Origin of the sequence: Brevibacillus fluminis, assembly GCF_052072235.1 — a bacterium.
In the GTDB taxonomy this organism is placed as follows: domain Bacteria; phylum Bacillota; class Bacilli; order Brevibacillales; family Brevibacillaceae; genus Brevibacillus_D; species Brevibacillus_D fluminis_A.
Genome location: NZ_CM125436.1, coordinates 1,122,032 through 1,148,044, shown reverse-complemented (window position 1 = coordinate 1,148,044; position 26,013 = coordinate 1,122,032). Strand labels below are relative to the sequence as shown.

The 26,013-nt window shown below is 55.3% G+C and carries 26 protein-coding genes and 1 pseudogene; 17 read left to right on the top strand and 10 right to left on the bottom strand.

Features of this window, described 5'->3' with window-relative positions:
• The first annotated feature begins 163 nt into the window (after positions 1-163).
• The 3 genes from ACTID9_RS05980 to ACTID9_RS05970 all read left to right on the top strand — a co-directional run bounded on the left by ACTID9_RS05980 (position 164) and on the right by ACTID9_RS05970 (position 3,089).
• Entirely contained in the window at positions 164-1,471 is a 1,308-nt protein-coding gene (locus ACTID9_RS05980) for a sigma-54 interaction domain-containing protein (protein ID WP_441070330.1), read from the top strand.
• Positions 1,472-1,485: 14 nt separating this feature from the next.
• The gene (locus ACTID9_RS05975) at positions 1,486-2,262 is read left to right on the top strand and encodes a carbon-nitrogen hydrolase family protein (protein WP_441070329.1); all 777 of its coding nucleotides are present in this window, start codon (positions 1,486-1,488) and stop codon (positions 2,260-2,262) included.
• 167 nt (positions 2,263-2,429) lie between these two features.
• Entirely contained in the window at positions 2,430-3,089 is a 660-nt protein-coding gene (locus ACTID9_RS05970; RefSeq protein WP_441070328.1) for a hypothetical protein, read from the top strand.
• Positions 3,090-3,158: 69 nt separating this feature from the next.
• Here ACTID9_RS05970 and ACTID9_RS05965 read toward each other — a convergent pair whose 3' ends face one another.
• Positions 3,159-4,379, bottom strand: a complete 1,221-nt coding sequence (locus ACTID9_RS05965) for a M20 metallopeptidase family protein (RefSeq protein WP_441070327.1) — start codon at positions 4,377-4,379, stop codon at positions 3,159-3,161.
• 138 nt (positions 4,380-4,517) lie between these two features.
• On the opposite strand from ACTID9_RS05965, the gene ACTID9_RS05960 reads away from it, so the two are divergent.
• Both ACTID9_RS05960 and ACTID9_RS05955 read left to right on the top strand, forming a co-directional pair.
• Positions 4,518-4,838, top strand: coding sequence for a hypothetical protein (locus tag ACTID9_RS05960; RefSeq protein WP_441070326.1), 321 nt, complete (start codon positions 4,518-4,520; stop codon positions 4,836-4,838).
• A gap of 167 nt (positions 4,839-5,005) precedes the next feature.
• Complete coding sequence (locus ACTID9_RS05955) at positions 5,006-5,563, top strand: DUF3267 domain-containing protein (RefSeq protein WP_441070325.1); 558 nt, start codon at positions 5,006-5,008, stop codon at positions 5,561-5,563.
• 68 nt (positions 5,564-5,631) lie between these two features.
• On the opposite strand, the gene ACTID9_RS05950 is transcribed toward ACTID9_RS05955, so the two are convergent.
• The gene (locus ACTID9_RS05950; protein ID WP_441070324.1) at positions 5,632-6,915 is read right to left on the bottom strand and encodes a transcriptional regulator; all 1,284 of its coding nucleotides are present in this window, start codon (positions 6,913-6,915) and stop codon (positions 5,632-5,634) included.
• 223 nt (positions 6,916-7,138) lie between these two features.
• Between ACTID9_RS05950 and ACTID9_RS05945 the strand changes: the two genes are divergently transcribed.
• The 10 genes from ACTID9_RS05945 to ACTID9_RS05900 all read left to right on the top strand — a co-directional run bounded on the left by ACTID9_RS05945 (position 7,139) and on the right by ACTID9_RS05900 (position 16,643).
• A complete protein-coding gene (locus ACTID9_RS05945) occupies positions 7,139-8,353 on the top strand; it encodes an MFS transporter (protein ID WP_441070323.1) in 1,215 nt (404 codons plus the stop codon).
• Positions 8,350-9,780, top strand: coding sequence for a M20 family metallopeptidase (locus ACTID9_RS05940; protein WP_441070322.1), 1,431 nt, complete (start codon positions 8,350-8,352; stop codon positions 9,778-9,780). The genes ACTID9_RS05945 and ACTID9_RS05940 overlap by 4 nt, the downstream gene beginning before the upstream one ends.
• Positions 9,781-10,278: 498 nt before the next feature.
• Positions 10,279-10,983 carry a purine-nucleoside phosphorylase gene (deoD, locus tag ACTID9_RS05935; RefSeq protein ID WP_122918026.1) on the top strand — a complete coding sequence of 235 codons (705 nt, stop codon included), beginning with the start codon at positions 10,279-10,281 and terminating at the stop codon, positions 10,981-10,983.
• 165 nt (positions 10,984-11,148) lie between these two features.
• Positions 11,149-11,763, top strand: a complete 615-nt coding sequence (locus ACTID9_RS05930) for a TetR/AcrR family transcriptional regulator (protein WP_441070321.1) — start codon at positions 11,149-11,151, stop codon at positions 11,761-11,763.
• Positions 11,760-12,071, top strand: coding sequence for an EthD family reductase (locus tag ACTID9_RS05925; RefSeq protein ID WP_441070320.1), 312 nt, complete (start codon positions 11,760-11,762; stop codon positions 12,069-12,071). The genes ACTID9_RS05930 and ACTID9_RS05925 overlap by 4 nt, the downstream gene beginning before the upstream one ends.
• A 365-nt stretch (positions 12,072-12,436) precedes the next feature.
• The gene (locus ACTID9_RS05920) at positions 12,437-13,522 is read left to right on the top strand and encodes an endospore germination permease (RefSeq protein ID WP_441070319.1); all 1,086 of its coding nucleotides are present in this window, start codon (positions 12,437-12,439) and stop codon (positions 13,520-13,522) included.
• Positions 13,519-14,937: a spore germination protein gene (locus ACTID9_RS05915; RefSeq protein ID WP_441070318.1), complete on the top strand. Its 1,419-nt coding sequence runs from the start codon at positions 13,519-13,521 to the stop codon at positions 14,935-14,937. Before ACTID9_RS05920 ends, ACTID9_RS05915 begins: the two co-directional genes overlap by 4 nt.
• Positions 14,934-16,088, top strand: a complete 1,155-nt coding sequence (locus ACTID9_RS05910) for a Ger(x)C family spore germination protein (RefSeq protein ID WP_441070317.1) — start codon at positions 14,934-14,936, stop codon at positions 16,086-16,088. The genes ACTID9_RS05915 and ACTID9_RS05910 overlap by 4 nt, the downstream gene beginning before the upstream one ends.
• A gap of 137 nt (positions 16,089-16,225) precedes the next feature.
• Positions 16,226-16,351, top strand: coding sequence for a DUF1731 domain-containing protein (locus tag ACTID9_RS05905; RefSeq protein WP_441070316.1), 126 nt, complete (start codon positions 16,226-16,228; stop codon positions 16,349-16,351).
• Positions 16,352-16,418: 67 nt separating this feature from the next.
• Positions 16,419-16,643 carry a hypothetical protein gene (locus ACTID9_RS05900; RefSeq protein WP_441070315.1) on the top strand — a complete coding sequence of 75 codons (225 nt, stop codon included), beginning with the start codon at positions 16,419-16,421 and terminating at the stop codon, positions 16,641-16,643.
• 41 nt (positions 16,644-16,684) lie between these two features.
• On the opposite strand, the gene ACTID9_RS05895 is transcribed toward ACTID9_RS05900, so the two are convergent.
• Both ACTID9_RS05895 and ACTID9_RS05890 read right to left on the bottom strand, forming a co-directional pair.
• Complete coding sequence (locus ACTID9_RS05895) at positions 16,685-16,849, bottom strand: hypothetical protein (protein WP_441070314.1); 165 nt, start codon at positions 16,847-16,849, stop codon at positions 16,685-16,687.
• A 36-nt stretch (positions 16,850-16,885) separates the two neighbouring features.
• Positions 16,886-17,782, bottom strand: a complete 897-nt coding sequence (locus ACTID9_RS05890; protein ID WP_441070313.1) for a DMT family transporter — start codon at positions 17,780-17,782, stop codon at positions 16,886-16,888.
• Between the two features lie 116 nt (positions 17,783-17,898).
• On the opposite strand from ACTID9_RS05890, the gene ACTID9_RS05885 reads away from it, so the two are divergent.
• On the top strand, positions 17,899-18,765 hold the full coding sequence (locus tag ACTID9_RS05885) for a LysR family transcriptional regulator (RefSeq protein ID WP_441070312.1): 867 nt from the start codon (positions 17,899-17,901) through the stop codon (positions 18,763-18,765).
• A 69-nt stretch (positions 18,766-18,834) separates the two neighbouring features.
• Positions 18,835-19,167 (top strand): DUF2834 domain-containing protein, encoded by a 333-nt coding sequence (locus ACTID9_RS05880; RefSeq protein ID WP_441070311.1) that lies wholly within the window; start codon positions 18,835-18,837, stop codon positions 19,165-19,167.
• A 59-nt stretch (positions 19,168-19,226) separates the two neighbouring features.
• Here ACTID9_RS05880 and ACTID9_RS05875 read toward each other — a convergent pair whose 3' ends face one another.
• The 6 genes and pseudogenes from ACTID9_RS05875 to mdcH all read right to left on the bottom strand — a co-directional run bounded on the left by ACTID9_RS05875 (position 19,227) and on the right by mdcH (position 25,332).
• The gene (locus ACTID9_RS05875; protein WP_441070310.1) at positions 19,227-19,856 is read right to left on the bottom strand and encodes a malonate decarboxylase holo-ACP synthase; all 630 of its coding nucleotides are present in this window, start codon (positions 19,854-19,856) and stop codon (positions 19,227-19,229) included.
• Positions 19,847-21,544: a biotin-independent malonate decarboxylase subunit beta gene (gene mdcD, locus ACTID9_RS05870; RefSeq protein WP_441070309.1), complete on the bottom strand. Its 1,698-nt coding sequence runs from the start codon at positions 21,542-21,544 to the stop codon at positions 19,847-19,849. Before mdcD ends, ACTID9_RS05875 begins: the two co-directional genes overlap by 10 nt.
• Positions 21,531-21,833: a malonate decarboxylase subunit delta gene (locus ACTID9_RS05865; RefSeq protein ID WP_441070308.1), complete on the bottom strand. Its 303-nt coding sequence runs from the start codon at positions 21,831-21,833 to the stop codon at positions 21,531-21,533. Before ACTID9_RS05865 ends, mdcD begins: the two co-directional genes overlap by 14 nt.
• Before the next feature lies 1 nt (position 21,834).
• Positions 21,835-22,698 carry a triphosphoribosyl-dephospho-CoA synthase gene (locus tag ACTID9_RS05860; RefSeq protein ID WP_441070307.1) on the bottom strand — a complete coding sequence of 288 codons (864 nt, stop codon included), beginning with the start codon at positions 22,696-22,698 and terminating at the stop codon, positions 21,835-21,837.
• A 2-nt stretch (positions 22,699-22,700) separates the two neighbouring features.
• Positions 22,701-24,363, bottom strand: a pseudogene (gene mdcA, locus ACTID9_RS05855) (malonate decarboxylase subunit alpha).
• 36 nt (positions 24,364-24,399) lie between these two features.
• Entirely contained in the window at positions 24,400-25,332 is a 933-nt protein-coding gene (gene mdcH / locus ACTID9_RS05850; RefSeq protein WP_441070306.1) for a malonate decarboxylase subunit epsilon, read from the bottom strand.
• Positions 25,333-26,013 lie beyond the last annotated feature (681 nt).

Genomic DNA, 26,013 nt, shown 5'->3' with positions numbered 1-26,013 from the left:
ATCCGCCGAAAACCAATGAATTTTTTCATCGTTGATCGAGTTGAATTGCGTTCAGTAGACTTTGAATACAGGTTCGGTGGAAACGGATGGAAGGTACTCACAGTGATGATGAAATTTTTCATCGGGATGCATTTTTTCATCCCCTTCGAGGAGGCGTTTTTCATTGACTGAAAACGATTGGATGAGCAGAGAGGCCGTTTGCTTTCTACTCTTTGTATCCTCTACTTATCAAATCAATCTGGCTATCGGCGACTTTCATCGGGTGTTCCAGACCAAACGGCCTTGCATCTTTCGCTCGCAGGCTTCCATCACGGAGCTGGGCTGGTCCGAGCTGTTCACCGATGAGCCGCGGCTTGATTTGGAACAACAGATTCTGTATACACATGACCAGCAAAAAATGCTGTTATCGATTACGAAAGTGAATGAAAAGGAATATGAATTCGTGCTCGGCTTCACGAATTTGACCCGTTCCTCCAAAGAGCTGCTGGTGCGCGGCCAGCATCATCCTCCGCTCCCCCAGCATGAGCTGGTGTGGCATTCGGATAAAATGAAGCAAATTCTCTATATCATCGAGCAGGTGACACACGTTGATTCGACCGTGCTCTTGCTCGGCGAATCCGGGGTCGGCAAAAGCGCGATCGCCAAGGCGATCCATCAGATGAGCCTGCGCAAGGACAAGCCGTTTCTCACGGTCAACTGTGGCGCCCTGCCGGAAAACCTGATCGAGTCCGAGCTGTTCGGCTATGAATCCGGTTCGTTCACCGGCGGCAAAAAAGGCGGGCAAGCGGGGCTGTTTGAAGCAGCCCACACCGGCACGCTGTTTCTCGACGAAATCGCCGAGCTTCCGTACAACGCCCAGTCCAAGCTGCTGGAAGTGCTGCAGGAAAACACGTTCCGGCGAGTCGGCGGCGTCAAGAAAGTGGAGGTCGACGTCCGCGTCATCGCCGCCACCAACAAGGTCCTTCCGACCATGATCAAGCAGAACCGCTTTCGCGAGGACTTGTTTTACCGCCTGAACGTCGTCCCGCTGGAAATCCCGCCGCTGCGCGAGCGCAAGGAAGACATCCCGCTTTTGCTCCGCTATTTCCTCAACAAGTTCAATTTGAAATACAAAAAGGCAAAACGGCTTTCTGACGAGACGGTGCAGCGCTTTACCCAGCACCAGTGGCCGGGAAACATCCGCGAGCTGGAAAATCTGGTCGAACGGATCGTCGTTACGGATCAGGCGGAGGACGTGACGTTTGCCGACGCGACGTCGCCAGCCCCGCAGCCGCCAGATGCACCTGAGCTGGTAATCAAAGGCATCATGCCGCTCAAACAGGCCAAACGCCAGCTGGAGCGGGAACTCGTCACCCGCGCCTACAACCAACTGGGCAGCACCTACAAGGCGGCAAAGGTGCTGGAGGTCGACCAATCCACGATCGTCAAAAAGCTGAAGGACTACAATCTTGTCCAAGAAACCGAAGAATAAAGGGGAAAACCGAGATGGGGACGCTGCGTGTAGCCATAGCCCAAATCAGAGGCAGCAAGGATGATGTGACGCAAAACAAAAAACGGATGATGGAAATGATCGAGCGCGCGTGCAATCTGCAGGCAGATTATCTTGTTTTTCCTGAGTGCTTTTTGAGCGGCATCGAGCAGATGCCCTCGGCCGACCTGCTGTCCGACATATGCGCACATGCAAAGCACTATAGCGTCGGCGTCATCATCGGGATGGTCGAATCGGACGGCGAGCAGCTGTACAATGCAGCCGTCCTGATCGGCAAAGACGGCCGCATCGCAGGGTCATACCGCAAGATCCACCTGTTTGAATACGAGCAGAGCCGATTTTCGCCGGGGCGCGAGCTGCCTGTATTCGAGCTGCCGGAAGTCCGCATGGGCATCATGATCAACCACGACATGGAGTTTCCCGAGGCCGCCCGCATTTTGGCGATTCGCGGTGCGCAGCTGCTCGTTGTTTTGTCGTCCGGCACCATCCTCGACGCCGAACGCGATACGCTTTACTTGCGCGGGCGGGCCATGGAGAACCATCTGTTCGTCGTCGTCGCCAACAAGGTCGGTTTGGAAGACAACCAGCTGTTTGCCGGCAACAGCAAATGGATCGGCCCCACCGGGAACATTATCTTTGCCTGCAGCCAAAACGAAGAAGTGTCGGTGCAGGACATCGATCTGAATGAAATCGAGCAAACGAAAGGAGCGCTCGATTACTTGAAAAATCGCCGCCCCGATGTTTATGCCAAGGAAGGGTACCAGCCGATGTAGAATTTGCGCGACAACAGGAGAAAAGCGTCACTGGACAAACCGGCGCCCACAGAACTATACTAGCTCCATACGTCCAACCGGACATAACGAATCGGAGCAATCGATACCGCAAAAACGCGCGCATGCGAAAAACAGGAGAATCCGATCGAATCGGGAGGTGAATCGATGTGGAGACAAGACTCATGGAAGAAGCGTATTTGTACACCGTGATGCAGCTGCTGCCCCACGGAATCAACAAGGAGCATGTCCTGCAGGAGCTTCGTTCCCAAATCGGCGAATCGGTGAAACGAAAGCAGGCAAAAGGGCTTTCCGAGCGCGACGCGATGCTCGAAACGTTCAAGCAGCTCGGCTCTCCCCGCGAAATCGCCAATCAATATGCTGGCACCCATAATGTGACACGGCTTCAGCTCGCAGTTCGGCTGTTTGCGATGAACGTCCTGCTGTTCCTGGTCGGCTCGGCTATCGTCATTTTGCAGGCGTATTTGTCTTCCCCGGCCAAGCAGCAGTTTTGGCTGTTGGCGCAAGAGCACAAGTACCAGATTCTCGGGGTGTACAGCCTGCTTTGGCTCGTCTGCGGCTACGTGATCGGCAAGCTGTACGGCTTTTCCTTGCGGCGCTGGCTGGGCCGGATCATTCACGTGCCGCTCAGCCTCAATTACGTGTTCATGCTGCTCATCCTGTTTCGCTTCATCCCGGCCGACTGGTTCGGCGGCGTGTTGAATACCGATTTCGTCATCATCTCCGTCGTCGTCACCGCCTTGCTGTCGGTCTTCTCATTGGTCGGGTTCCACGTGGGCGCCCGTTCCAAGTCGGTGCGAAAAGACTGAGCACATAAAAAACCTGCCCCAGCGCCGCCGCGTGGGAGCAGGTTTTTTTCGTATTTTTGGGGAGATTGCTTAAAAAACGCCCGCCTCGGTTCCGACCCGTGCAGGCACGACCTCGCCGTCGGTCAAATAGTGCAGCACGGCCGCGATGAACAGCTGGCCAATGCCGCGCATGGAGCGCTCGTCCACATCGAATTTGGGATGGTGGTGCGGATAGGTCGCTTGAATGTCCGGGTTCATCCCGCCCACATTGAAGAACGTGCCCGGCACTTTTTGCACATAGTAGGCGAAATCCTCCATCCCCATCGCCGGCGGCAGCTGCATCACGTTTTCCTCGCCGTACATCGCTTTGGCCAGCTCCTCGACGCGCTTCGTCTCTTTTTCATGGTTGAACAGCGCCGGATAGCCGCGCGTATACGTGTAGCGTACCGTCGCACCGGCCCCTTCGCATGTGGCGGCCGCCACCTGGCCGATCGCTTCCTCGATCAGATCGCGGACATCTTCATGGAAAGTCCGCACGGTTCCTGTAATTTTGGCTGTTTCAGGGATGACGTTGTAGGCTTGTCCGCTCGTAAAGGTTCCGCATGTAATGACCGCAGGCTTGAGCGGGTCGACACGTCTGCTGACGATTTGCTGCAGATTGACGACAAGCTGACTGCCGAGCACAAGCGGATCGACGGACAGATGCGGATAAGCACCGTGCGCCCCTTTGCCGATCAGCTCGATTTCAAACGAATCGCCCGCTGCCATCATGTACCCTTCGCCCACGCCGATCTGCCCCACCGGAATGCTGGACGCCACATGCGCACCGAAAATGACATCAACCCCGTCGAGGCAGCCGTCTTCGATCATCGGTTTGGCGCCGCCGGGGATCACTTCCTCTGCAAACTGGTGGATAAAGACCACATTGCCGGGGAGTTCGTCGCGAAATTCGCTCAAAACCTTTGCCACGCTGAGCAGCGCTGCTGTGTGAATATCGTGTCCGCACGCATGCATGACGCCGGGAATCCGCGATTTGTAGGGGACGTCTTTTTCGTCCTGAATCGGCAGCGCATCAAAATCTGCGCGCAAGGCTACGGTTTTGCCCGATTTGCCGCCAGTAAGCAGCCCGACCACACCTCTGCCGCCGACGCCCGTGCGCACGTCCAGCCCCAGGCTGCGCAGCGTATCCGCGACTTTTTCCGGCGTATTCACCTCATGAAAGGACAGCTCCGGATACATATGCAAGTCCCGGCGAAACTGCACGGCTTCCGGATACAACTCTTCCAATCTGGCAAAAAGCTTGGCAATCATGTTCATCTTCCTCCCCGTTTCTCGCAAGATATGGTGCCGTCAACTTCGTAAAAACGCTTTCATCCAACTATTTCTCCAGTTCTTCCCTTATTCCTGTCATCGGGATGACGCCTGAAGAAGTCGCACAAAAGAACCGCCATGCGGATGACCAGCACGGCGGTTCTTTTCGCTTTCCAGCCCTTTTTACCCGTGTTTCCGGCGGCGTTTGAAAACAAGCACATTATTTTTGTGCAAGATCAAACGGAAGCCATGGTTAAGCAAGCAGCGCTGCGCTGCACGTACACGACCGCCAACGACCAGGAATCGACGGCATGGAAAAGCCGTGCCGATTACCCGAAACGACGTGATGATCCTGAAGCCATACCTGTTGCGGCGAAAGATGATCGTAACCACATCTGTTTTAAAGCGAAACCGACGCATCCCAAACACCTCACTTCCTTTTGCGATATTGCCAGATAATGCAGCAGAGGAAAAAGAGGAAACGGACAACGATCGACGCTTGGCAAAATATGCGAATCGACCATGTGAGAGCGGGGGAATTGGCCCATTTCGGCAGAAATCAGTCTTTACACCCTCGGGACGCCATGCTAATGTTTTCCACATCGAGGAAAGATTGGAGGAATTTCATGCTGGACCAGTCATACGAAAAAGTGCCGGTGGAGCTGAAGCCATTGCGGGCCAACGTGTTTAGCCTGGTGTTTTCCGTCGTGTTTTTTCTGGCGGCCCTGCTCTTCTACGGAAGCGGTCGCGCCATTTCGTTTTCAGTGGACATTTCCGATGTGCTCTTGTTTTTCCTGCTCATGATCGCAGGCATCATCGTGCATGAAGCGCTGCATGGGATCGGGTTCTGGTGCGGGGGAAAGTCGGCCTGGAAGGACCTCCGCTTCGGCGTCGTGTGGAGCAAGCTGATCGTTTTCGCCAGCTGCGTGAAGCCCATTTCCGTCGCGCATTACCGGTTTGCAGCGGTGCTGCCCGCAATCGCGCTCGGACTGATCCCCTTTTTGCTCGCCTATTTCGCGCAGTCTCTCTTCTGGTATTTGTGGGGCAGCTTCATGATCATCGGCAGCTGCGGCGACTTTATCATTCTCTGGACGCTGCGCCGCTACAAGAAAGGGACGCTGATCGCGGATTCGCCCGATCGAATCGGCTACGATGCGTATATCCTGCGCGAGCGCACCGTGTAACAAGAAACACAAAAAAACCGACAGGCGATCATTCCGATGCCTGTCGGTTTTTTTCGTTGTCTGTAAAACTAGAACGTGCCGAAATCGATATGATAGACCTTTTTCGGGCGTCCTTTCAGCTTCTCCTGCTTCTTGTACGACACTTTGGCCGCTCCGGTCTCTTCCAGCTTGTTTAGGATGCGGTTCGCCTGCCGCAGCGTCAGCCCCAGATGGTACGCCAAATCTTCTCCCGTCAGCTCGCTGCTTTTCATTTTGGCGAGGACGGCGAGAATCTTTTGAATCTGCAGCACAGAAACGCCGTACGTTTCACTCAGTCGTTCATAGTGCGGCTCGACTGTATTGGTGAAATGGATGCAGGTCTCATCCCCGAGCGGCCCGATCACATCCTGGTTTTCCGTGATCACATAGGAACAGTCGAGCTCGTGGGCAATCGCGGCTTTGCTGGCATTTTGCGCAGATGTTTTCGCCTGATACAGCGTGGAGCCGACCCCCCAGCCGATATTGACCGGAAACGGCAGCACCTGATCAAGATACGCATGAATCGCGCAATGGGTAAACTGATCGGTCATCTGCTTCAATTCGCCAAACGTCGTAATCACTTCAAAATGTCCGTTTTTCTTTTGGATGACCGACAGCGTTTTTTGCGCCTGATTGAATTCCAAAAGCGCCTTGTGCAGCAAAATCTCCTTGAAATCATCCGTTTCAGCCAGCGTGATGATGCCCATGGCCCATTGGTTTTCCAAGAGGCTCGTGATGCGCAGCTCGTTTGCAATCTGATTGATCCGCTCCACGATTGATTCTGTCGACGGCAGCAGCAGTACATTGGGAATCCCGGCTTCATTCAGCCGTTCGACGACGTTGCCCAAGCGGGTGATCGACAGGTCGATTTTTCCCTGCTGCCACAGCGACAGATGCTTCTCGAACATCCGGTCATAGATCCCGTACGTGTAGTCGATTTCCATGTAGTGCGGGAATTCGTGCTCGGGCAGCGCTTCCTTCAATCCCAAAAAGTTGTTTTGCTCGTTGATGAAATCGATGAAAACGCGGGAAAAATCAAGCGTTTTATTCGCATTGCTGATGGCAAACAGCCGTTTATAGAAATCCCCTTCCGTCATGTCCAAAAAATACGTCGGGGTATCGAATTCTACTTCTTTTTGGGCGATCAGATAGCCCAGCGGTCCGCTGAACAAAATCCCGTGCACAAACGGGCGATGCCGCTCGTACAGCTCCTTGATCTCGTTTAATTGGTAGTAGGGAATCGGAACGAGCTCGCACTGTCCTTGCAGAAACGGCTCTGCTTCTTTTATTCGCTGCATCGAATAATTGGCTGCAATGACACCAATCTTTATCATTTTTCCTGGTTTCCTTTCTGAAACGCTCGAATCTAGCTTTTATTATACATCGAAATGCGGACGAACCAAGTTGCGAAAATTTCTTGCAATGGCGAATCGTTCGTTTTATAATCCATTTTAAGAAATGTCCCAAATAAGTCCAAAAATAAAAAAGGAGGGTGACGACGACGCTGCACAGCTGCTACTTTCGGTTCTTCACCAAAGACGAGGAGGTTTTACTTACATGATTGAAAGCGCATACAACAAAAAGTCGAAAACCATTGTCTTGACTCTTCTGTTCTTAACCTGGATCGTCAACTATCTCGACAAAAACTCGATGAACATTGCCATCGTGACGATCTCCAAACAATTTCAGCTTACGCCTACCCAATCGGGCATGGTCATCAGCAGCTTTTTCCTCGCGTACGCCATCATGCAGCTGATCGGCGGGTATTTAACCGACAAGCATGGCTCGCGCAAAGTCATCCTGACCTCGCTTTTGGTCTGGTCCGTCTTCACCGTCTTCACCGGCTTCGCCTGGTCATTCGCGTCGCTGCTCGTCATCCGCTTCCTCTTTGGGCTCGGCGAAGGCAGCTTTCCATCCGCCAGCTCTGTCGCCTTGGCCGAAACGTTTCCGAAAGAAGAGCGCGCACGGGCAAAAGGCGTGCTGACCTCGGCTACTGCAATCGGTGCCATCGTCGCTTCCCTCTTGGCCGCCCTCATGATCAAAAGCGTCGGCTGGAATGTGATGTTTTATTTGTTTGGCGCAGTCGGGTTCGTTTTCTCCCTCCTCTTGTGGAAATATTTGCGCCCTGCCGGACAAAGCGTGCAGCGCGACCGCCCGAACGTATCGATGGCAAAGGTGTTGAAAAACCCGCTCGCGTGGAAGCTGATGCTGATCTATTTCGGAATCAGCATGGTCAACTGGGGCCTCAGCTCCTGGATGCCTTCGTACTGGGTCAATGTCCGCCATATCGAACTGGTGAAAACCGGCATGATCTCCATCATTCCCGTCGTCTTTTCCCTGCTGGCCATCAACTGCAGCTCCTGGCTTATGGACAAAATCGGCGCTGGCAAAGAGCGCTTCATCATTATTGCAGGTTCGCTAATCGGCATCATTTCTCTTTTCCTGATGATGAACGCAGGCTCTGTCGCGATGGCCGTTACCTATCTGTGCATCGCCAATCTGGGCGTGGGCCTGACAACAGTCGTGCTCGCCATGCCGCTCAAATATTTTTCGCAGGATTCGATGGGCTCCACAGTCGGCATCATGTATTTCGGCGGGCAGATGGCCGGAACGATCGCGCCCACGCTGATGGGCTACATGATCACGCTGTTTGGCGGCTCGTATGATGCAGCATTCACTTTGCTGATCGTGGCGCTGGTCATCCCGATCATCACCTGCTTTTTCCTCCGCCTGAACCAATCACACCTTGACGAAAGGACGAAAGCCGCATGAACGATTTGCAAAAGATCATTCAATTCATTGAAAACAAACAGGAAAAGCTGATTCGTATCAGCGACCAAATCTGGAGCTACGCGGAAACCCGCTTTGAGGAAACCCAGTCCGCTGCGCTGCTCTGCCAAGCGCTTGAAGAAGAAGGCTTCACCGTGGAAAAAGGGATCGCCAACATGCCGACCGCCTTCGTGGCGAGCTACGGTTCCGGCAGCCCGGTCGTCGCGATCCTTGGAGAATACGATGCTCTCTCCGGACTGAGCCAGGAAAAAGGGCTCCCGACCGAACAAGCGATCGAGGCTGGCGGCAACGGGCATGGCTGCGGGCACAATTTGCTGGGAACCGGTTCGCTTGCAGCAGCCATCGCCCTCAAAGACATGATGGAGCAGGAAGGGCTTGAAGGAACGGTCCGCTACTACGGCTGTCCGGCCGAGGAAGGCGGCTCCGGCAAAACATACATGGCCCGCGAAGGCTGCTTTGACGACATCGATTTCGCCTTGTGCTGGCACCCGATGACCGTCAATGGCGTCATGCCGGGAAGCTCGCTCGCCAACTATCAAGTCTATTTCAAATTCAAAGGCAAAAGCTCGCATGCGGCCGCTTCTCCGCATTTGGGCAGAAGCGCGCTCGATGCGGTCGAGCTGATGAATATCGGCGTCAACTACTTGCGTGAGCACATCATCCAGGATGCCCGCGTTCATTACGCGATCACGAATTCCGGCGGCTTTTCGCCAAACGTGGTGCAGGCGTACGCAGAGGTGCTCTATCTGATCCGCGCTCCGAAAACGCCGCAGGTTCACGAGATTTACGAGCGGGTCTGCAACATCGCCAAAGGCGCCGCGCTCATGACCGGAACGGAAGTGGAGATCGTCTTTGACAAAGCCTGCTCCAATCTGGTGCCGAACAATACGCTTGAATCGACGCTGCACGGCGTGCTCAGCGAAATCGGCGTGCCGACATTCACGGAAGACGAGCTGGCATTCGCCAAAGAGCTGCAAGCGACACTGGCTGCGGCAGACATCGCCGACGAACTGTCCAGGTTCCCGAAAGAACTCGCCGCCGCGCTGAAAGAAAAACCGCTGTCCGAGATCATCATGCCGTACTCGCCAGCCCTTTCAAACCGCCCGATCGGCGGCTCCACCGATGTCGGCGACGTCAGCTGGCTCGCCCCGACCGCCCAATTCGTCGGCGCATGCTGGGTACTCGGCACCCCGGCGCACACCTGGCAAGTCGTCACCATCGGCGCAACCTCCATCGCGCACAAAGGCATGCTCCAGGCAGGCAAAGTCCTCGCCGGCACCGCCCTGCGAGTGATGAAAAACCCCGAGCTTTTGGCAAAAGCCAAACAAGAACTCAAAGACCGCCTGGGCGACGACACGTACCAATGCCCGATCCCGGCGGACGTCATGCCCGCACGCCATCGGGGGTAATTATGCAAAAGCCGCAAGGGAGTTTTTCCCTTAGCGGTTTTTGTTATTTGTTTTTGCCTTTTTGCCTTTTTGTCTTTTTATCCCCCAAGACGTCCAGCTGACGGGGCTTCCAGAGCAGCCAGGGATTTTCGCAAGAAAGTGGAACAACAGCTTTTGCAATGCCAACCAGGCGCGGGCAAAAAATTGGAAACGCCTTTGCGCCACATCCGCTTCCCCGAGATACACCCGCCGCGCAGCGTGTGGCTTTGGGGCGCAGTTTCCGATTTTTTGGCCGCGCCGTTCACCCCGCCCCCCAGCAGGCATTGCAACGCTTTTGTGGAACTTTCTTGCGAAAATCCCCTCGCCTCCACCAAAACCCAAAGCAAAGCCCCAAAAGCAGGACTTCCCTCCCCCCAACCCGAATACTTCTAACGTTGAAGTCATGCATAAAGTTCGTCGCAATGTGCAACGATTTTAGGATGCTTCTGCCACCAAATCTACTTATTGGAGGAGTTACACATGAGTGTTCATATCGAAGCCAAGCAAGGAGAAATTGCCGAGATCGTCTTGATGCCGGGAGACCCTTTGCGCGCCAAGTACATTGCAGAAACTTTTCTTGAAAACGCGCAATGCTACAACAACGTGCGCGGCATGCTCGGTTTTACCGGAACGTACAAAGGGCACCGCATTTCTGTGCAAGGATCAGGCATGGGGATTCCGTCCTTTTCCATCTATGCAACCGAATTGATTAAAGATTACGGTGCGAAAAAGCTGATTCGCGTCGGCACATGCGGTGCGATCCAGGAAAGCGTAAAAATTCGCGACGTGCTGATCGCCCAAGCGGTCTGCACCGATTCTTCCTTTAACGACCGGACATTCCCCGGCTACACGTTCGCACCGATCGGCGATTTCGAGCTGATCCGCACCGCTTACGAAATCGGGACATCCAAAAACATGAACATCCGCGTCGGCAACATTTTCTCGTCGGATGTGTTCTATTCCGAAGATCAAGAAATGACTTTCAAGCTTGGCCGCTACGGCGTCATGGCCGTAGAGATGGAAGCGGCTGCGCTGTACACGCTCGCTGCCAAATACGGCATTCAAGGCTTGACGATCCTCACCGTCAGCGACCATCTGGTTACAGGCGAGCTGACGACCTCCGAAGAGCGCCAAACAACGTTCAACGACATGATCGAAGTCGCATTGGAAACCGCGATTCGCTAGTGTATGAACCCGAAACCAGCCCTGCCGTCAAGGCATGAGGCTGGTTTTTTGATGGGTTCGCCTTCCAGTCCAACTACCACGCCACTTTCCCTCTTGATAAATTTCCCAACAATAATTATAATACGTTACGTATCGTATTATTAATAAACACAAGCGAGGTTCCACATGTCCCAGGATCGCATTCATTCACAAAAACCATCGCCCGGCCGCCCGCGGAGTCAAGAAGTAACCAATGCCATTCTTTCAACAACGATTCGCTTGATGGAGCAGCATGGCTACAAAAAGTTATCGATGGAATCGATTGCCAAAGCTTCGGGAGCCGGCAAACAAACCTTGTATCGGTGGTGGCCGACGAAAGCGGCGCTTGTTCTGGAAGCCATGAAATCGCAATGTGAACTGGAAATTCCCGTTCCTGATCACGGAACTGTCAGGCAGGACCTATCGGAATACATCCAAAATACATGCAACCTCTTAAACGGGCCAACAGGCAAAATGATTGCCGCATTAATTGTTGAATCGCAGTTTGATGAAGATTTCTCTCAGATGTTCCATAAAGAGTTCATTTCTTCCCGGAGAGAAGCGCTTGCAAGCATTTTGCAGAAAGGGGTGGAACGTGGGGAAATCCATTCATCACAGACATTGGATTTTCTCGCCGATCTTTGCTACGGGCCCATTTGGTACCGGCTCTTGAATCGCCATGCTCCATTGGACGAAACGTTTACGCAAGAGATTGTAACCACGATACTCTCATTAAAAAATGGAAAGGTGTGTATGAAATGATCGTTCTATCCTTCTATTACAAGCACGGGGTACCTTTTGACGCAGATTATTATATGAACAAGCATGTCCCTATGGTAAAAGAGGCGATTGTGGACATGGGGGCGACGAAATGCGAGGTGAAAAAGTTTCTGACGGCACCGGATGGTTCAACCCCGCTCTATCAATACTCATTCAGCATATTTTTCGAATCGCGCGAGGCGCTGGATCTCTTTTTCGCCCATCCGAAACTGCCCGCGTTTCAGGCAGACGTTCCGAACTACTATGAAGGCAATCCAGACGTGTATATCGAAAAACTGCTTCAAGCGTAAACTCCCCCGGATAAAACCACAAAACAGCCCTGCCGCCAAATGGTCGCGCGGGCTGTTTTTGCAGACTCACCTGTTAATCCACCTGCCGGTCCAGCTGCAAAACCGCCTGCAAAAAGAAATTGGCAACCGGCTCGATGTCCTCGGGCAAAAATCGAGGATTCGCGTGCCGCCCGGGGTGATGAGATATTTTTAATAGACCCGGTACTGCGCAATCCACCTTGCGAACGTTCGTAAATTTGATTAAAAAGAGGTCTCGAATTAAACGAAGCAATTTTCCGAAAGTTGATACGACGCTTGAGCCAGAATAAGGTTTTTCCTCCCAGCGCACGATATGGATATTACATGCAACCAAAAGGAACCAATTTATGAACTATCGCATGATCTCAGTTCTGCAACTCGGGATGCTGCTCATAACCGGAACCGGCTTGTTGAATCACGTGACGATCATTCCTGTTTTGCTCAATGTGGCTGGCAAAGACGCTTGGCTCTCCGTCTGCTTTACAGCCATCTGCAGCCTCCTCTGGCTCGTCCTGCTCCACCGTTTGATCAAGGCGACTGATGGACGCCCTTTTGTTCAATGGCTTTGGGAACGTTGGGGCGGTTGGGCATGGCTCGTGCTCCTTCCCCTGCTTGTCGCCTTATTGGGGGTGGGGGCCACCACGCTAAAGGAAACGACAGACTGGACGCATGTGAATTATTTGCCTTCCACGCCGGTCGTTGTGGTGGCCAGCACCTTTGTTCTCGCCTGCTTGGCGACCGCTCGATCCGGGATTAAAGTGCTCGCTATCACCAACGGCATCCTCCTCCCGTTCATCGTGGTTTTCGGCTACTTCGTGGCGATCGGCAATTTCCCGCACAAAGACTATTTGCTGCTGCTGCCCGTTATGGAAAACGGGGTCGGGCCAGTCCTGACAGGCATGATTTACGCAGGGAGCGGGTTTTGTGAGCTGTTTTTTGTACTGCTTTTGGGCCATACCGTCAGCGGGCGAGTGCGCTATCGGACGCTCCTGCTGCTGCTCGTCATACTGGTTGGCTTGACCCTCGGTCCGCTGACCGGCGCGATCGCCGAATTCGGAACGGTGGAAGCGAGCAAACAGCGCTATCCGGCCTATGAACAGTGGAGAATTTTGCAGCTCGGACGCTTCATCGAGCATGTGGACTTCTTTTCGATCTATCAATGGCTGTCCGGCGCTTTTGTGCGCATTTCCCTTGCGCTTTGGCTCATCGCTGATTGCCTGTCCGTTTTTTGCCAAAATCGGCGGGGCACCGTGCTGCTCGTGAGCGGTGCTGCCATGGCTGCATTCGCATTGGTGCCGATTCCCGATTCCATTCTTTTCGAACTGCAGCTCACTTCATTTTTGCCTGCGCACCTTGCGATTTTCGCAGGCATTTCACTCATCGTTTCTATCGCTTGGCTATTCTTTCATCGTCACGGAGGTATACAGCCATGACCGATGTCGATTTCGGCAAATGGTTTGCCGATTGTCCCGATGTGAAGGTGGATCAACACGTCTTGCCAGCAAACCGCACAATCACCCTGATTTATTGCGTCAACCTGTGCGATCTCCAGCAACTCAACGAAACCGTGCTTCCCGTCTTGCATCGGATGTCCCCGGAGCTGGATATGCGGACGCTTCCGCTCCAGATGCTCCCGTACACAGCCCCGGTCACGGCAACTGCCTTCGCTCGTGAAATTTTTGCAGGGATGCTGCTCGTGGTGATTGGGGATGTGCAGCAAATCTACATGGTCCCCCTCGCCAAATCACCCAACCGTAACATCGAGGAGTCGGCGATCGATATTTCGATCTATGGGCCGCGCGATGGCTTCGTCGAGGATTACGGCATGAATCTGGCCCTGATCCGCAAGCGATTCCGCTCCCAGTCGCTTGCGGTTGAAGAATATCTCGTAGGAAAACGCAGTGCGACAAAAGTGGGCTTACTGTACGTGCAGGATATTGTGAATCCGGTTTTTGTGCAAAAAGTCCGCAGCCGTCTGTCGGCGATCGATATCGATTCGTTGATCAGTGCGGCACAGTTGCAGGACCTGCTTGGCGAGCGCCGGTTTTCATTTTTTCCGCTGTTCATTTTTTCCGGACGTCCGGATTTCGCCGTCGATTGCCTGAGCCGGGGCCGGTTTCTGCTGCTTGTGGAGGGATCGCCGCTTGTGATCATCGCGCCGGCGAATCTGTTTCTCGTACTCAAAACGCCTGAGGATTCGCATTTCCCGTTTTGGATTACCTCGGTGAGCCGCGTGCTTCGCATTTTCGGCTTGCTGATTTCGATATTGCTGCCGGGGTTCTGGATCGCCCTCACCCAATACAACCAGGATCAGCTGCCTTTTCCACTGCTGGCGACGATTACCCAAACACGGATCGGGCTGCCTTTGCCTGCATCGATGGAGCTGTTTCTCATGCTGTTTCTGCTGGACTTGTTCCGTGAAGCAGGGTCGCGCTTGCCGCGATCGATCAGCCAAACATTAACCGTGGTCGGCGGCATCGTCATCGGGGATGCGTCGATTCGCGCGGCGCTCATCTCGCCGTCCTTGCTGATCGTCGCCGCTCTCTCGTCTGTCGCGAACTATACGCTATCGAATCAAGCGTTGGCCGGGGCTGTCAGCATGCTGCGGATTGCGATTTTTCTCGCTTCTTCCATTCTCGGCATGTACGGGTTTGTTCTGTCCGTCATCGTGCTGATCCAGCATCTCGCGGCGCAGCAATCGTTCGGACTCCCTTATTTGACGCCCATCTCGCCCTTGTCTGTCCGCGACGCCGTGTTCGGCATCGTCGCCAAAAACTGGCGCTTGCTCCGCAGACGCCCGGACTTTCTCGACACGATCGATTCCACGAAGGAAGATGGACGGCGATGAAAAAGAAGCGAATGCTCGCTGCCGCGCTTGCCTTCGTCAGTCTCTTCTCCCTTGCCGGCTGTTGGGATGCGAAAGAGATCCAGCATATCAGTTACGTCACGGCGATCGGTATCGATTATGAGAAAAACAGGTTTATCGTGTACGCCCAGATGCTCGATTTCACAAGCGTTGCGAAGCAGGAAGGCGGCAAGCCGAGCGAAGTCGCACATGTATGGGTCAGCAAGACATCCGGCATTTCGCTCAACGAGGCGATTGACAAGCTGTATCGAAGTGCACAGCAGCTCTTTTACTACAGCCATATCAACGCGATCATCTACAGTGAAAACGCCTTGCGGAACGCAGGGGATGCCCTGTTCGACCTGACCAACCGGTACCGGGAAATCCGCTACACCAAATGGGCATTCGGCAGCCGGGCGCCGATGGAGCAGCTGTTGAGCACGACTCCGTTTTTTAACGAATCGCCGCTCTCCTCGGTCCTCCACGAGCCAAAAGAGTCGTATCGGCAAAATTCCTATATCATGCCCCTTCAGTTTCAGCGCTTTATCTCGTATTACTATGAAAAAGGCAAAACAAGCTATTTGCCCACGCTCGCCTTAAACCGCTCCACCTGGAAGGATAATCGGAAAAAGCACACGCTCCTTGAAGTGAATGGCAGCTTTTTCATGGATCATCAAGGGAAAATGAAAGGCTTTTTATCGCACGAAGATTTGATCGGTCTGCGCTGGTTCAATCCAGATACGGTACGCACGCCGCTATTCCTGTCCAAAAACGGCAAATTCGCCGCCACCATCGTGCTCCGCAAGCCAAAGGTAAGCATTGAGCCTGTCAAGGATGGCGGCAAATTGACCTTTCGCGTTCATATTCGCTTAACCGGGAGCGTGAACGAGCTGGGACAAACGATTGCGGAAGCCGAGCTGCAGGAGCTTGCCCAAAAACAGGTCATCAAGGAAATCAAGGATACCTATGCGAATGGACTCAAGCACCAAATCGACTTGTACCAGCTCGGCTACGCGCTGTATTTGCATGATCCGGCGACCTGGAAGACGTATTTCGGTCCCAAACAGGCTTTTCCCCTGCAGGCAGACTCGCTTGAACCATTGACGGTAACGGTCACGATCGAAAATACCGGCAAATATCATTTGCGCAAATGACAACAGGCCAAAAACCGATCGGCATAATGCGACTGGACCTAAATCGCGAATTCATGGCCACGCTCCGGCGGGTGATGAACAAAGGCTGGGCCCCTGCCGCACCTGCTCCGCTTGTCTAGCTCGACGCCTGCCTGTTCATGTGCACGGAGCCAGACCTTGCCTTGACGGGGAGAAATTGCGTGCTACAGCGCTTGCTGGACTATGGATTTGCTTTCCGGCATACGAATTTGGAAGAAACGTTGCGGGATTTGTTGCGGGAGTAAGCTTTGGCAAGACGAGTTTTCATCCGCACCAGCCTTCCAGCCAAAAAACGTGCAGGTGGTGGGAGTCATGTGGAAATATGTGCAGTTTCTGGTCGGGCTCGTGAACCTCGGGTTAGCGTTCTGGTGCCTGTACGCGCCGTACGCCCCGCGGGTCGGCCCGATCGGAAACGGCCCGAACGAAAAAGTCGTGTGGTTTCAGTTCTCTCTCTATCTGCTCGCCGCCCTGTGCTTCATCGGCCTTGCCTTCATCACGTTTTGGCACGAAAAACGGCGCGAAAGCGAAAACGATTAGCATCTCGACGCCGCGTCACATCCAAAAAGGCACAACCGCTTTTAACGCAATCGGTTGTGCCCCTCGCTCATGGAACTGTCCGCATTCTTTTCAACATAGTCGTGCCGGATCGCTTCCTCGAACACGATCAGGAACAGGTCATCCGACTGCTTCCTGCTCCCCACCTCATCCCCGATATTCGCCAGTGGCGGCCTCGATCGCGCCAAAGATACGATTCCCTTGGCCTCTTCTTGTTTTCTTTTTTATCCGCACTCGACAGATGCCCCGCGCTTCCGTTTCCGCAGCATTTTGGCCCAGTCAAGCTCCGCCACCAAGACGCCTGCGAGCACGGTCGCGGCCCCGACATAGCTTCGTAGCGTAAGCGTCTCGCCAAGGAACAGGATGGCGAACAGCGCAGCGAAAATGGGTTCGAGCGAAAAAATCAGTCCGGTATGCGTAGGCGTCGTAAATTTTTGCGCCGTCGTCTGCACGATGAAGCCTACGCCGCTGCACAAAATGCTCAACGCCATCACCGCCGTCCACGATGCAGGTGTTGACGGGAGCTGCGGCGTCTCGACGCAGAAGGAAAACGCCAGCGCGATTGCAGCCGTAACGCCCAATTGCCAAACGCCCAGCGCGATCGAGTCGACGTGCTTGGTCAAAGCGCCCGTGGTCAAAATATGCAAAGCGTAGCAAACAGCAGTCACGATGCAAAGCATATCGCCCGTTCCGATTGCAAGCGAGCTGGTGACGGTCATAAGCCCGATCCCGACGATGGCCAGAATCACCCCGACGATCACCTTTCCCTCCGGAATTTTGCGACCGACAATCGACGAAAGAATCGGAACAATGATGACGGTGAGGCTGACGAGAAACCCGGCGTTTGCGGTCGTCGTCATTTTCACCCCGAACGTCACGCTGGCAAACACCCCGAACAAGATCGTGCCCAAAACAAGTGCCGAGCGAATCGTCTTCCAATCGCTTTGCAGCATGCGCCGGTAAAAGATCAGCCCGGCCAACAGGAAGGCAATCCCGAACCGGAGTGCGATCAGATTGAATTCCTGCAGGGCGGTGAGCCCCATTTTCATGAATAAATACGATGACCCCCAAAACAGCGTCACGATGACCAGCATTCCGTCCGCTTTTGCCTGTGTCCTCATCCCGTATCTGCCTCTTTTCCGCTTGCTTACTGCTAAGTATACGAGTAGGATTTAGACAAGAAAAATGAATGTTTATCATGGCATGTTTTAAAAAAATTCATGTGTTGGTGATAGGAATGTCTTTGACCAAATTCGAGGTATTCAGCACGATCGTTGAGCTAGGGAGCCTGACCAAAGCCGCAGATACGCTCGGGTTGACCCAGTCGGCTGTGAGTCACGCGATTGCGAGCTTGGAGTCGGAGTGGGGCTTCTCCCTTCTCGTTCGTGGACGCTCGGGTATCAGCCTGACAGCCAATGGCGAGCGCGTGCTGCGGCATGTCCGCGAAATTTTGCGCTGGCGGGAGCAGTTGGCGCAGGAAATCGCCACGATCAACGGACTGGAGAGCGGGACCGTGCGCATCGGGACGTTTTCCAGCGTCTCCGTCCAGTGGCTGCCTGAGATCATGAAGCAGTTCCAGCTGAACCACCCGGCCATCGAAATCAAGCTGCTGGAGGGGGATTACGAGGATATCGATCATTGGGTCAGCAGCGGCGCCGTTGATTTCGGCTTCGTCTCCCTGCCTGTGGCCAAAGCGTTCGACATTTTGCCGCTGCGTAAAGACCGGATGCTCTGCATGGTGCCGGCCGGACATCCGCTTGAGCAGCAAACGCAAGTCCAAATCGAGCAGCTTGCCCACGAATGGTTCATCATGCCAACGGAAAGCTGCGATAACGACGTTCGGCGCATTTTCCAAAAGCACAAGATCGTCCCGCGCATCCGCTTTGAGCTGGCGGATGACCAGGCGATCATCTCCATGGTACAGAACGGATTGGGCGTCAGCATTTTGCCGGAGATGGTGCTGTTCCGCATCCCGGACAACGTGCGCATTCTCCCGCTTGCGGGCGAGCCGTATCGTTCCATCGGGATCGCGGCGCAAAATTTGGAGACGATTTCACCGGCGGCCAAAACGTTCATCCGCAGCATCCAGTCTTGGCTGGCGTAAAAACATTCGATCTTGCTCCATTTTCCGCAAATTGTATAATTGTGTAAAAAAGACAAGGTGGATGCTGACATGAAAAGCGTGTATTTGCTTCTGGCTGCTGCCGGAGCCGTTTTGCCTTACCGGCATTTCATCCCGTTCCTTCGCGCAAACGGACTCGACTTCAAGGAATTTGCCGCCGAATTGTTCGCAAACAACATTTCCACGTTTTTCGCCACCGATTTCCTCATCTGCTGTCTCGTCTTCTTTGTGTTTCTGGTTCAGGAAGCGAGGAGGTTGCAGATGCAGCATTGGTGGCTTTATATCGTGGCGACGGTAACGGTCGGGTTGTCTTTTGCCCTTCCTCTGTTTCTCTTTTTCAGGCAAAAAGCGTGCGAACGCGCGAAAACGTCCTCGCTTTTTTAGGAGGGGCATGGACGTGAAAAAAAACACAGCCGACTCGCGTGTGTTTTTTTTTGTGTGTGTCAAACCGCCGCGTCCCACGGATCAGCAGTCAAACGTGGACCGTGAAAAGTTTTTAGCAGCATCGGACGAACGGAGCTGGCATATTCGGCGAGCGCGATGGCGCCAAGCGGCGTCTCAAGCTGCACATCCACCCGTGCTGGCGTGTGGCCAAGCTCGGCGTACAGCTCCGCTGCGATGTTCCTGTCCAGCGGCTCCGGCACACGTACGACAACATCCAGATCGCTGGCGGCTTTCGCGGTCACAAGCCCGCTCGCCAGCTCAAACCCGACGCTGCCAACAGGCCCCCATGCCAGCGCATAATCAGCGAACAGCCGGGCGATGAAGGGAAGCGACCGCAGCGCGCCGATTTGGCGAGTCCGGTCCAGCCTGTTCCACGCTTGCTGCATGGCAAGCTGTTCAGGCGTAATGATTTCGGCGATATTGGCATCGTCCGCAAAGGCCGCGAAGCGTTCCGAGCGCGCCTCGCCGCGCACGCCGACGGGGACCATCCCCGGCATGAGGGGAACGCGGCGAATGACAGCATACGGAGCGCGCCCAAGCGACGGGGCCACCCATTCCGGCTGCTGGCCATGGCAAATGAGGGCTTCGGGGCGAGCCAGCCTGACCAGATCGTGGGGCCTCATTCCCATTGGGCCGCAAGCTTGCTGCGCACCGCGATGGATGCGGATCGTCCGCCTGCAATGGCGGCTTCTGCGGCAAGCCTGCTGCTCAAATCGCGCGGGCCGCTGCGCGCATCCGCGATCGCCTCACGCAGTTTGGCTTGCATCGTTCGAATATCCGCTGCTGTCGGCATCTCCGCGTTGATGCCCTCGATCAGCTCGTGCAGTGCGCCCAGGCTGGCAAAAGAACGAATATCATACGCCATCGCTGGCACCTTTTTCGTCGCTTCTTCCAGCTCCCCGATGGTCCGGCGGGTGATGCGGCTGGCCGACTGCCTGGACATCGCCTGCACGCTGACGCCAGGGTCATCCAGCGCCAGCAAGCGGTTTGCCTGGAAGCCGTGGGCGAGGAAAGCGCCGGAAATGGCGTTGCCGACCAAAAGCGCGATGACCGGATGACCTGCCATTCTGGCGCTTGCATACGCATCTGCCGCTGCCGCCAGCGCATAATGAATTCCGAGCAGCTCTTCGCGATAGCCATAGGCCTGGCTCGGCACATCGACGATCGCCACGATGGCACGCGGCTCTTTCCCCTGATCCTCTGCGATGGCTTGACGTACTGCGCGAGCGATGGCCCAGCCTTCCTCAAGCCCCACTTCCCCTTCGCTCGCCCGTGGAAAGCGCGCTTGCGGATTGGGGACAACCGCAATATAGCGCACCCGCTGATCGTCGAGCTGCGCGTCTGCCATCAGCACGGATGCGTTGGGGCTGTCCGTGCCAGCATGCCCTGCCAATGCCTGAAACCACGTTCTCCCCCGGCTTTTCACCGCATCGCTAACCGCCGCTATACGATTTGGCTGCGGTGTGGTTGCCAGCTCGCCTGCCTGCGCTTTTGCCCACAGCTCGCGGAAACCAGCGGGATTGAGCGGCGCTTGCGGATCGATGGACTGCAACAAGGCCGTATATCGCTCGACCTGTTGCGTGCGGTGCGTCGCCGGGATGCCTTTTTCAAAGGCTGCCTGCACCCTTGCCCGGATCAATGACTCGCTGTCTTCCACCATCTCATCGACAAAGCCGGTCGCTTGACGCTGGGCGCCGCCGATCGTCTGCCAGATGAGCATCCGGTCGCTGGCATCAAATTCTTCAATCCCCGCCTCCTGCTCGATCACCTCCGGCCCGTTCAGGCCAAAGCGCCCTTCTTTCGTCATCAGCAGGTAGCTGAACAGCGCCGCCGTGATGCCCATGCCGCCAAAGCAGCCGATTTTGCCCGGGATCACCCCGACGACAGGCGTATGCTCGCGCAGCGCGACGACCGCAGCCCCGATCTCGGCAATCGATAATAGCCCGTAGTTCGCCTCTTGCAAACGCACGCCTCCCGTATCAAACAAGACGACGGGGCGCGTCGGGATGCCTTTTTTCCAGTCGGCCAGCGCGAGTTCAAGCGCCCCGGCGATCTTGGCTCCGGACACCTCACCGATCCCGCCGCCTTGAAACGCTCCCTCTATCGAGATGACAACGGCCGGAACGCCTGCGATCAAGCCGCGTCCGACCACTACGCCGTCATCGCTCTGCGGCACGATGCCCTGCGGTGCCAAATGGGGCGACTCCATCCTGTCAAATGGCCCGAGCAGCTCGCGAAACGTACCCGCGTCCAATACGGCTTTGGCCCGATCCCGCGCATTCAGCTCGGCAAAGCTCATATCTCTAGTTTCCCTCATACCAGCCCACCTCCAACGCTTGTGCGAGGCGCATCGAGACAACGCCCGGCGTCGCGCCAAAATCGTTGATCGTCACCTTCGCCGCCACATCGTTCACGGTGAAAAAACGATCCAGCACCGCCTTCCACGTCTCGCCGAAGCCAACGGCTCCCGTCCGCACCACGACATGTGTCTGCGGTTCTGCAGAAGGCTCGAACAAAATCTCCAGGTCGCCGGAACCGACCACACCCACGTGTGCGCACCGCGTCATCGGTTTGGTCGCTTTATACAAAAAAGTCAATGTCTCCATCTCAAACCCCTCCAGTCACATTATGCAAGCGATCGAGAAACAAAGTGGCTGCAAGCAAATCGGCGCTTCCCCCCGGGGATGCGTTGCTGCTTGTCAGCAGTCCATCCAATCGTACGAGGGCACGCCGCCCTGCTTCCGTTGAAGTGCCGCCAGCCTGCAGCACTGCGCGGGCGCCTTTTTTCGCCTCCCGCAGCGCCTCCTCACCGCCCCGATGCAAAATGCACGTGTCATCGACGGAAGCGATCAGGGCGACCAGCGCATCGAGCCTCGCCTCCGCCTCCGCTGCCCCTCGCGCGCGGGCTTCCTGCAATGCAGGCAAGCCGAGCGAAATCACGTGCGGAAACCCTTGCTGCGCTTCTTCGGCGGCTCCCCGCACTCCGTACCGCTGCCGCACCCGCGCTCCGTTTGTGATGCCAGCCGGGGTAAAGCGATCGGGAAAGCGAGCGATCTCGCCAGCCGTTTTGGCAATCTGCCCGGGAGCGGCATCCTCTCCTTCGATGGCGGCGCCAGCGGTCAGCAAGCCGAGCGCCCAGATCGCTCCTTTGTGCGTATTGACACCGCCGGTCGCCTGCATCATCACGCTCTCCCCGGCTCGCCCGATTGCCGCGAGCCGCTCGCGAAGCCACTGGCTCGGCGCTTGCGAAAAGGCGGCCTCCGCCATCTCCCGAAACGCCTGCGCCAATGACCAAGCGGAACGCCGCATCAAATCGATGTCCATATCCGCATGGGAGCCGCTGCTCGCCAGATCGACCAGGCCCGGCTTCGGCGTCAGCTCCGCTTCTTCGATCAAGGCGCTTACCGCCGCTTGCGACAGCCTTTCACCACAGCGCTCTGCTGGCAGCCATACGTTTTGCCGACTCATCATGCTCACCAACTGCGGAATTTGGCCGGGGGCTGGTACAAGCCGCCCGACCATTCCACCAAATCATCCACACTTTTGGCCGCAAGCAAGGAACGCTTGGCTTCCGTCCGGCGAATGCCCAAATCTTCCGGCAGCGCTACCAGCCCATCGCGGCGCAGCGATTCGGTCAGACGCGGATCATGCTGCAAGCCGATCGGGGTCACCCCGGCGATTGCCGCGATCGCCTGTCTGCGCTCCTCCAAGCTTTGCGCTTTATAGAGATACGCGATTCCTTCTTCCGTCACCACGTGTGTCACATCGTCTCCATAGATCATCACGGGCGTCGTCGCCAGCTTGGCATCGCGGCCCACCTGGATCGCGTCGAGCGACTCCACGAACACGGGCGCATTGCCAGCCTGGAACGTTTCCACCATCTGCACCACCAGCTTTTTGCCGCGCGCGAGCGGATCGTCCGCCGTCATCATGTCAAGCCATGCCGGTGTGGAATGGCGGCGGCCGCGCGGGTCATGCCCCATATTCGGCGCCCCGCCGAAACCGGATAGACGCCCTGCCGTCACGGTGGATGAATTGCCGTCCCCATCCATTTGCAGCGTCGAGCCGATGAACAGGTCCACCGCATATTGGCCGGCTACCTGTGACAAAGCCCGATTGGAACGAAGGCTCCCATCCCGCCCCGTGAAGAAGACATCCGGCCGGGCCGCCACATACTGCTCCATGCCGACCTCGCCGCCAAAACAGTGCACACTGTCCACCCACCCGCTTTCAATCGCAGGAATTAAGGTCGGATGCGGATTGAGCGCCCAATACTTGCAAATTTTCCCCTTAAGCCCAAGCTGCTCGCCGTATGTCGGCAGCAAAAGCTCGATTGCGGACGTGTTGTAGCCGATCCCGTGGTTCAGCGATTGGACGTTGTGCCGCTCGTAAATGCCCCGAATCGTCATCATCGCCATCAAAATCTGCAGCTCGGTGATGTGGCGCGGATCTCTTGTAAAAAGAGCTTCAAGCTGATAGGGCTTGTCGGCCACCACGACGAAATCGATCCAGGAGCCCGGGATGTCAACGCGCGGCAGCTCATCCGTCAGCTCATTGACCTGCGCGATGACGATTCCGTCTTTAAACGCCGTCGCCTCGACGATCGCAGGCGTCTCCTCCGTATTGGGACCGGTGTACAAATTGCCTGCGGCATCGGCCTTATCCGCCGCGACCAGCGCCACATTGGGAATCAGGTCGATAAACAGCCGGCCGAACAATTCGAGATACGTATGGATTTCTCCCATTTTCAAGAATGCCGTCCTCCAACATTTGCGCCACCCGCAAGCTTTGCGTTCCCGCGTAGGAGAAATCGATTTTCTCGGCGATCCCTTTTTCAAAAATGTCGAGATGCTCCCGACGGGAAATGCTGGACATGATCATGTGCAGCTTGTTCACTTTGCCTGCATCGACTTGCGCAAGCGCCATCGATAAAAAAGAGGCTTGCTTTTGATTGTTTCCTTCCAAAACGACCCGATCGCCGGGGGCCAGCAGCACCTCGAGCGCCTCCACGATCCGGTCAGTCGGGATGCGATTCCCCACCGTGAAGCGCTGTGCACGCTGAAGCCTTCGCGCCTTCTCGTCACGGCGGCGCGTCCAGCTTCGCCCGGCTGACGTGCTTTCCTTGCTGCTCTGCATCATGCGGATTACTCCCTTCCTATCGTTGTAGCGTTTCTATCCGTTTTCGCTCATTCGCCTTGTGAACAAAACCGCTGCCTTGACACCGCGCTCCGCGATGGCGACACAGCGCGCATCAGGGAACGCATACGCAGCCAGATCCGTCAATACGTGCCCTGGCGGCATCTCTACAAAAAGCCGGGCGCCCAACTCGTACAAAAGGGAAGTAGCGTCATGCCAACGAACCGCTGCCGCCACGCTCGCCGCCAAATCCTCGCGAATCGCTTCCGCTGTGCGCAAAAGCCTCGCCGTACGGTTGCCTGCATAAGGAATGCGCGGCGTATGTAAGGGGATCCGTTCCAAAGCCGCTTCCAGCTGTCGGGCGACGCCTTCCATCAGAACACAGTGAGACGGCACGCTCACATGCAAAAGCTGCGCCTTGCGCGCTCCTGCCACCCGCGCATGCGCAAGCACGCTGTCCAATCCTGCAAGCACACCGGAAACGGTAATCTGGTCAGGTGCGTTCAGGTTGGCAACATAGACGGGCGAGTCGGCTGTAGAACAGCGTTCGATCTGTTCGTGTACACGCCGTTCGCTCAATCCCAAGATGACACCCATTCCATACCCGTTCGGATAAGCCTGCTCCATCAGCTCCCCGCGCAGCTTGACCAGCGCGATCGCATCCTGAAAAGCCAATGATCCGGCCGCAACCGCAGCCCCAAATGCCCCCACAGAATGTCCGGCGACCATGTCGGGGATCGCCCCCTCCGCTTGCAAGGCACGGGAAACTGCGACACCGGCGACGAGCAGACTAAGCTGAACAAACCGGGTGGATTGTAACTTCTCTGCCGTATCATAGGTGAGAATATCCTCACCCAACACCTCGCTCGCTTCTTGAAGCGTCCGCGAAGCATCTGAATGTTCAGGCAAATCATGCAGCATGTTGGGACGCTGCGAACCTTGACCGGGAAAAAGGAATGCCGTGTTCATCGGATTCTCCTCTGGATTTTATCGTTTATAGCAACCTTAATGTCGATTGTCGACAATTTTACATTACAATATGTTTGGGTAATTTTCAAGAGGGGGGCTTTCTTTTTGGGAGGGAGGTTGTGGTAGTGGAGGCGAGGAAATCGGAACATGCCATGCTCTTGGTCATGATGTGATTTACACGTTCTATTTGCTGAGTGCATTCGCTCGTTCCGGTATTCCGGCAACTGCCGAATTGTTTGATGCCATGAAGAAAATGATGAGGGTTTCGCGGCATCAGATCCTGGTTTTGTTACTGTGAACGGGAAGAATATCGTCTTTGATCCTGACGGCTTACCAATTTCATATTTACGATTGCAGTTGACTCCGGAGACTGTGCTTGACTTACTCGATACCTTTCAGCGACCGCTGCAAATGGAAAAGTCGATATGCAATTGGGGCATATCCTAACGCATAGGCACCCTATTGTAGAAATGAAACAAGCTTATCGCAATGATGTATAAGACAAGCTTGATCCGGCATTTTATGCACGACTCAACATTTTGACCTATGCAAATACACTCGAGAAAAAACGGGTTGAATCCGATCTGGCGGTTACGAAAACCGAGTTGAGTCGCAAATGGAACGTTTTCTGACCGCTCGCGACGATCGCTGATAGCCTAGGGTGTGCTGTGTCCAGTTTGA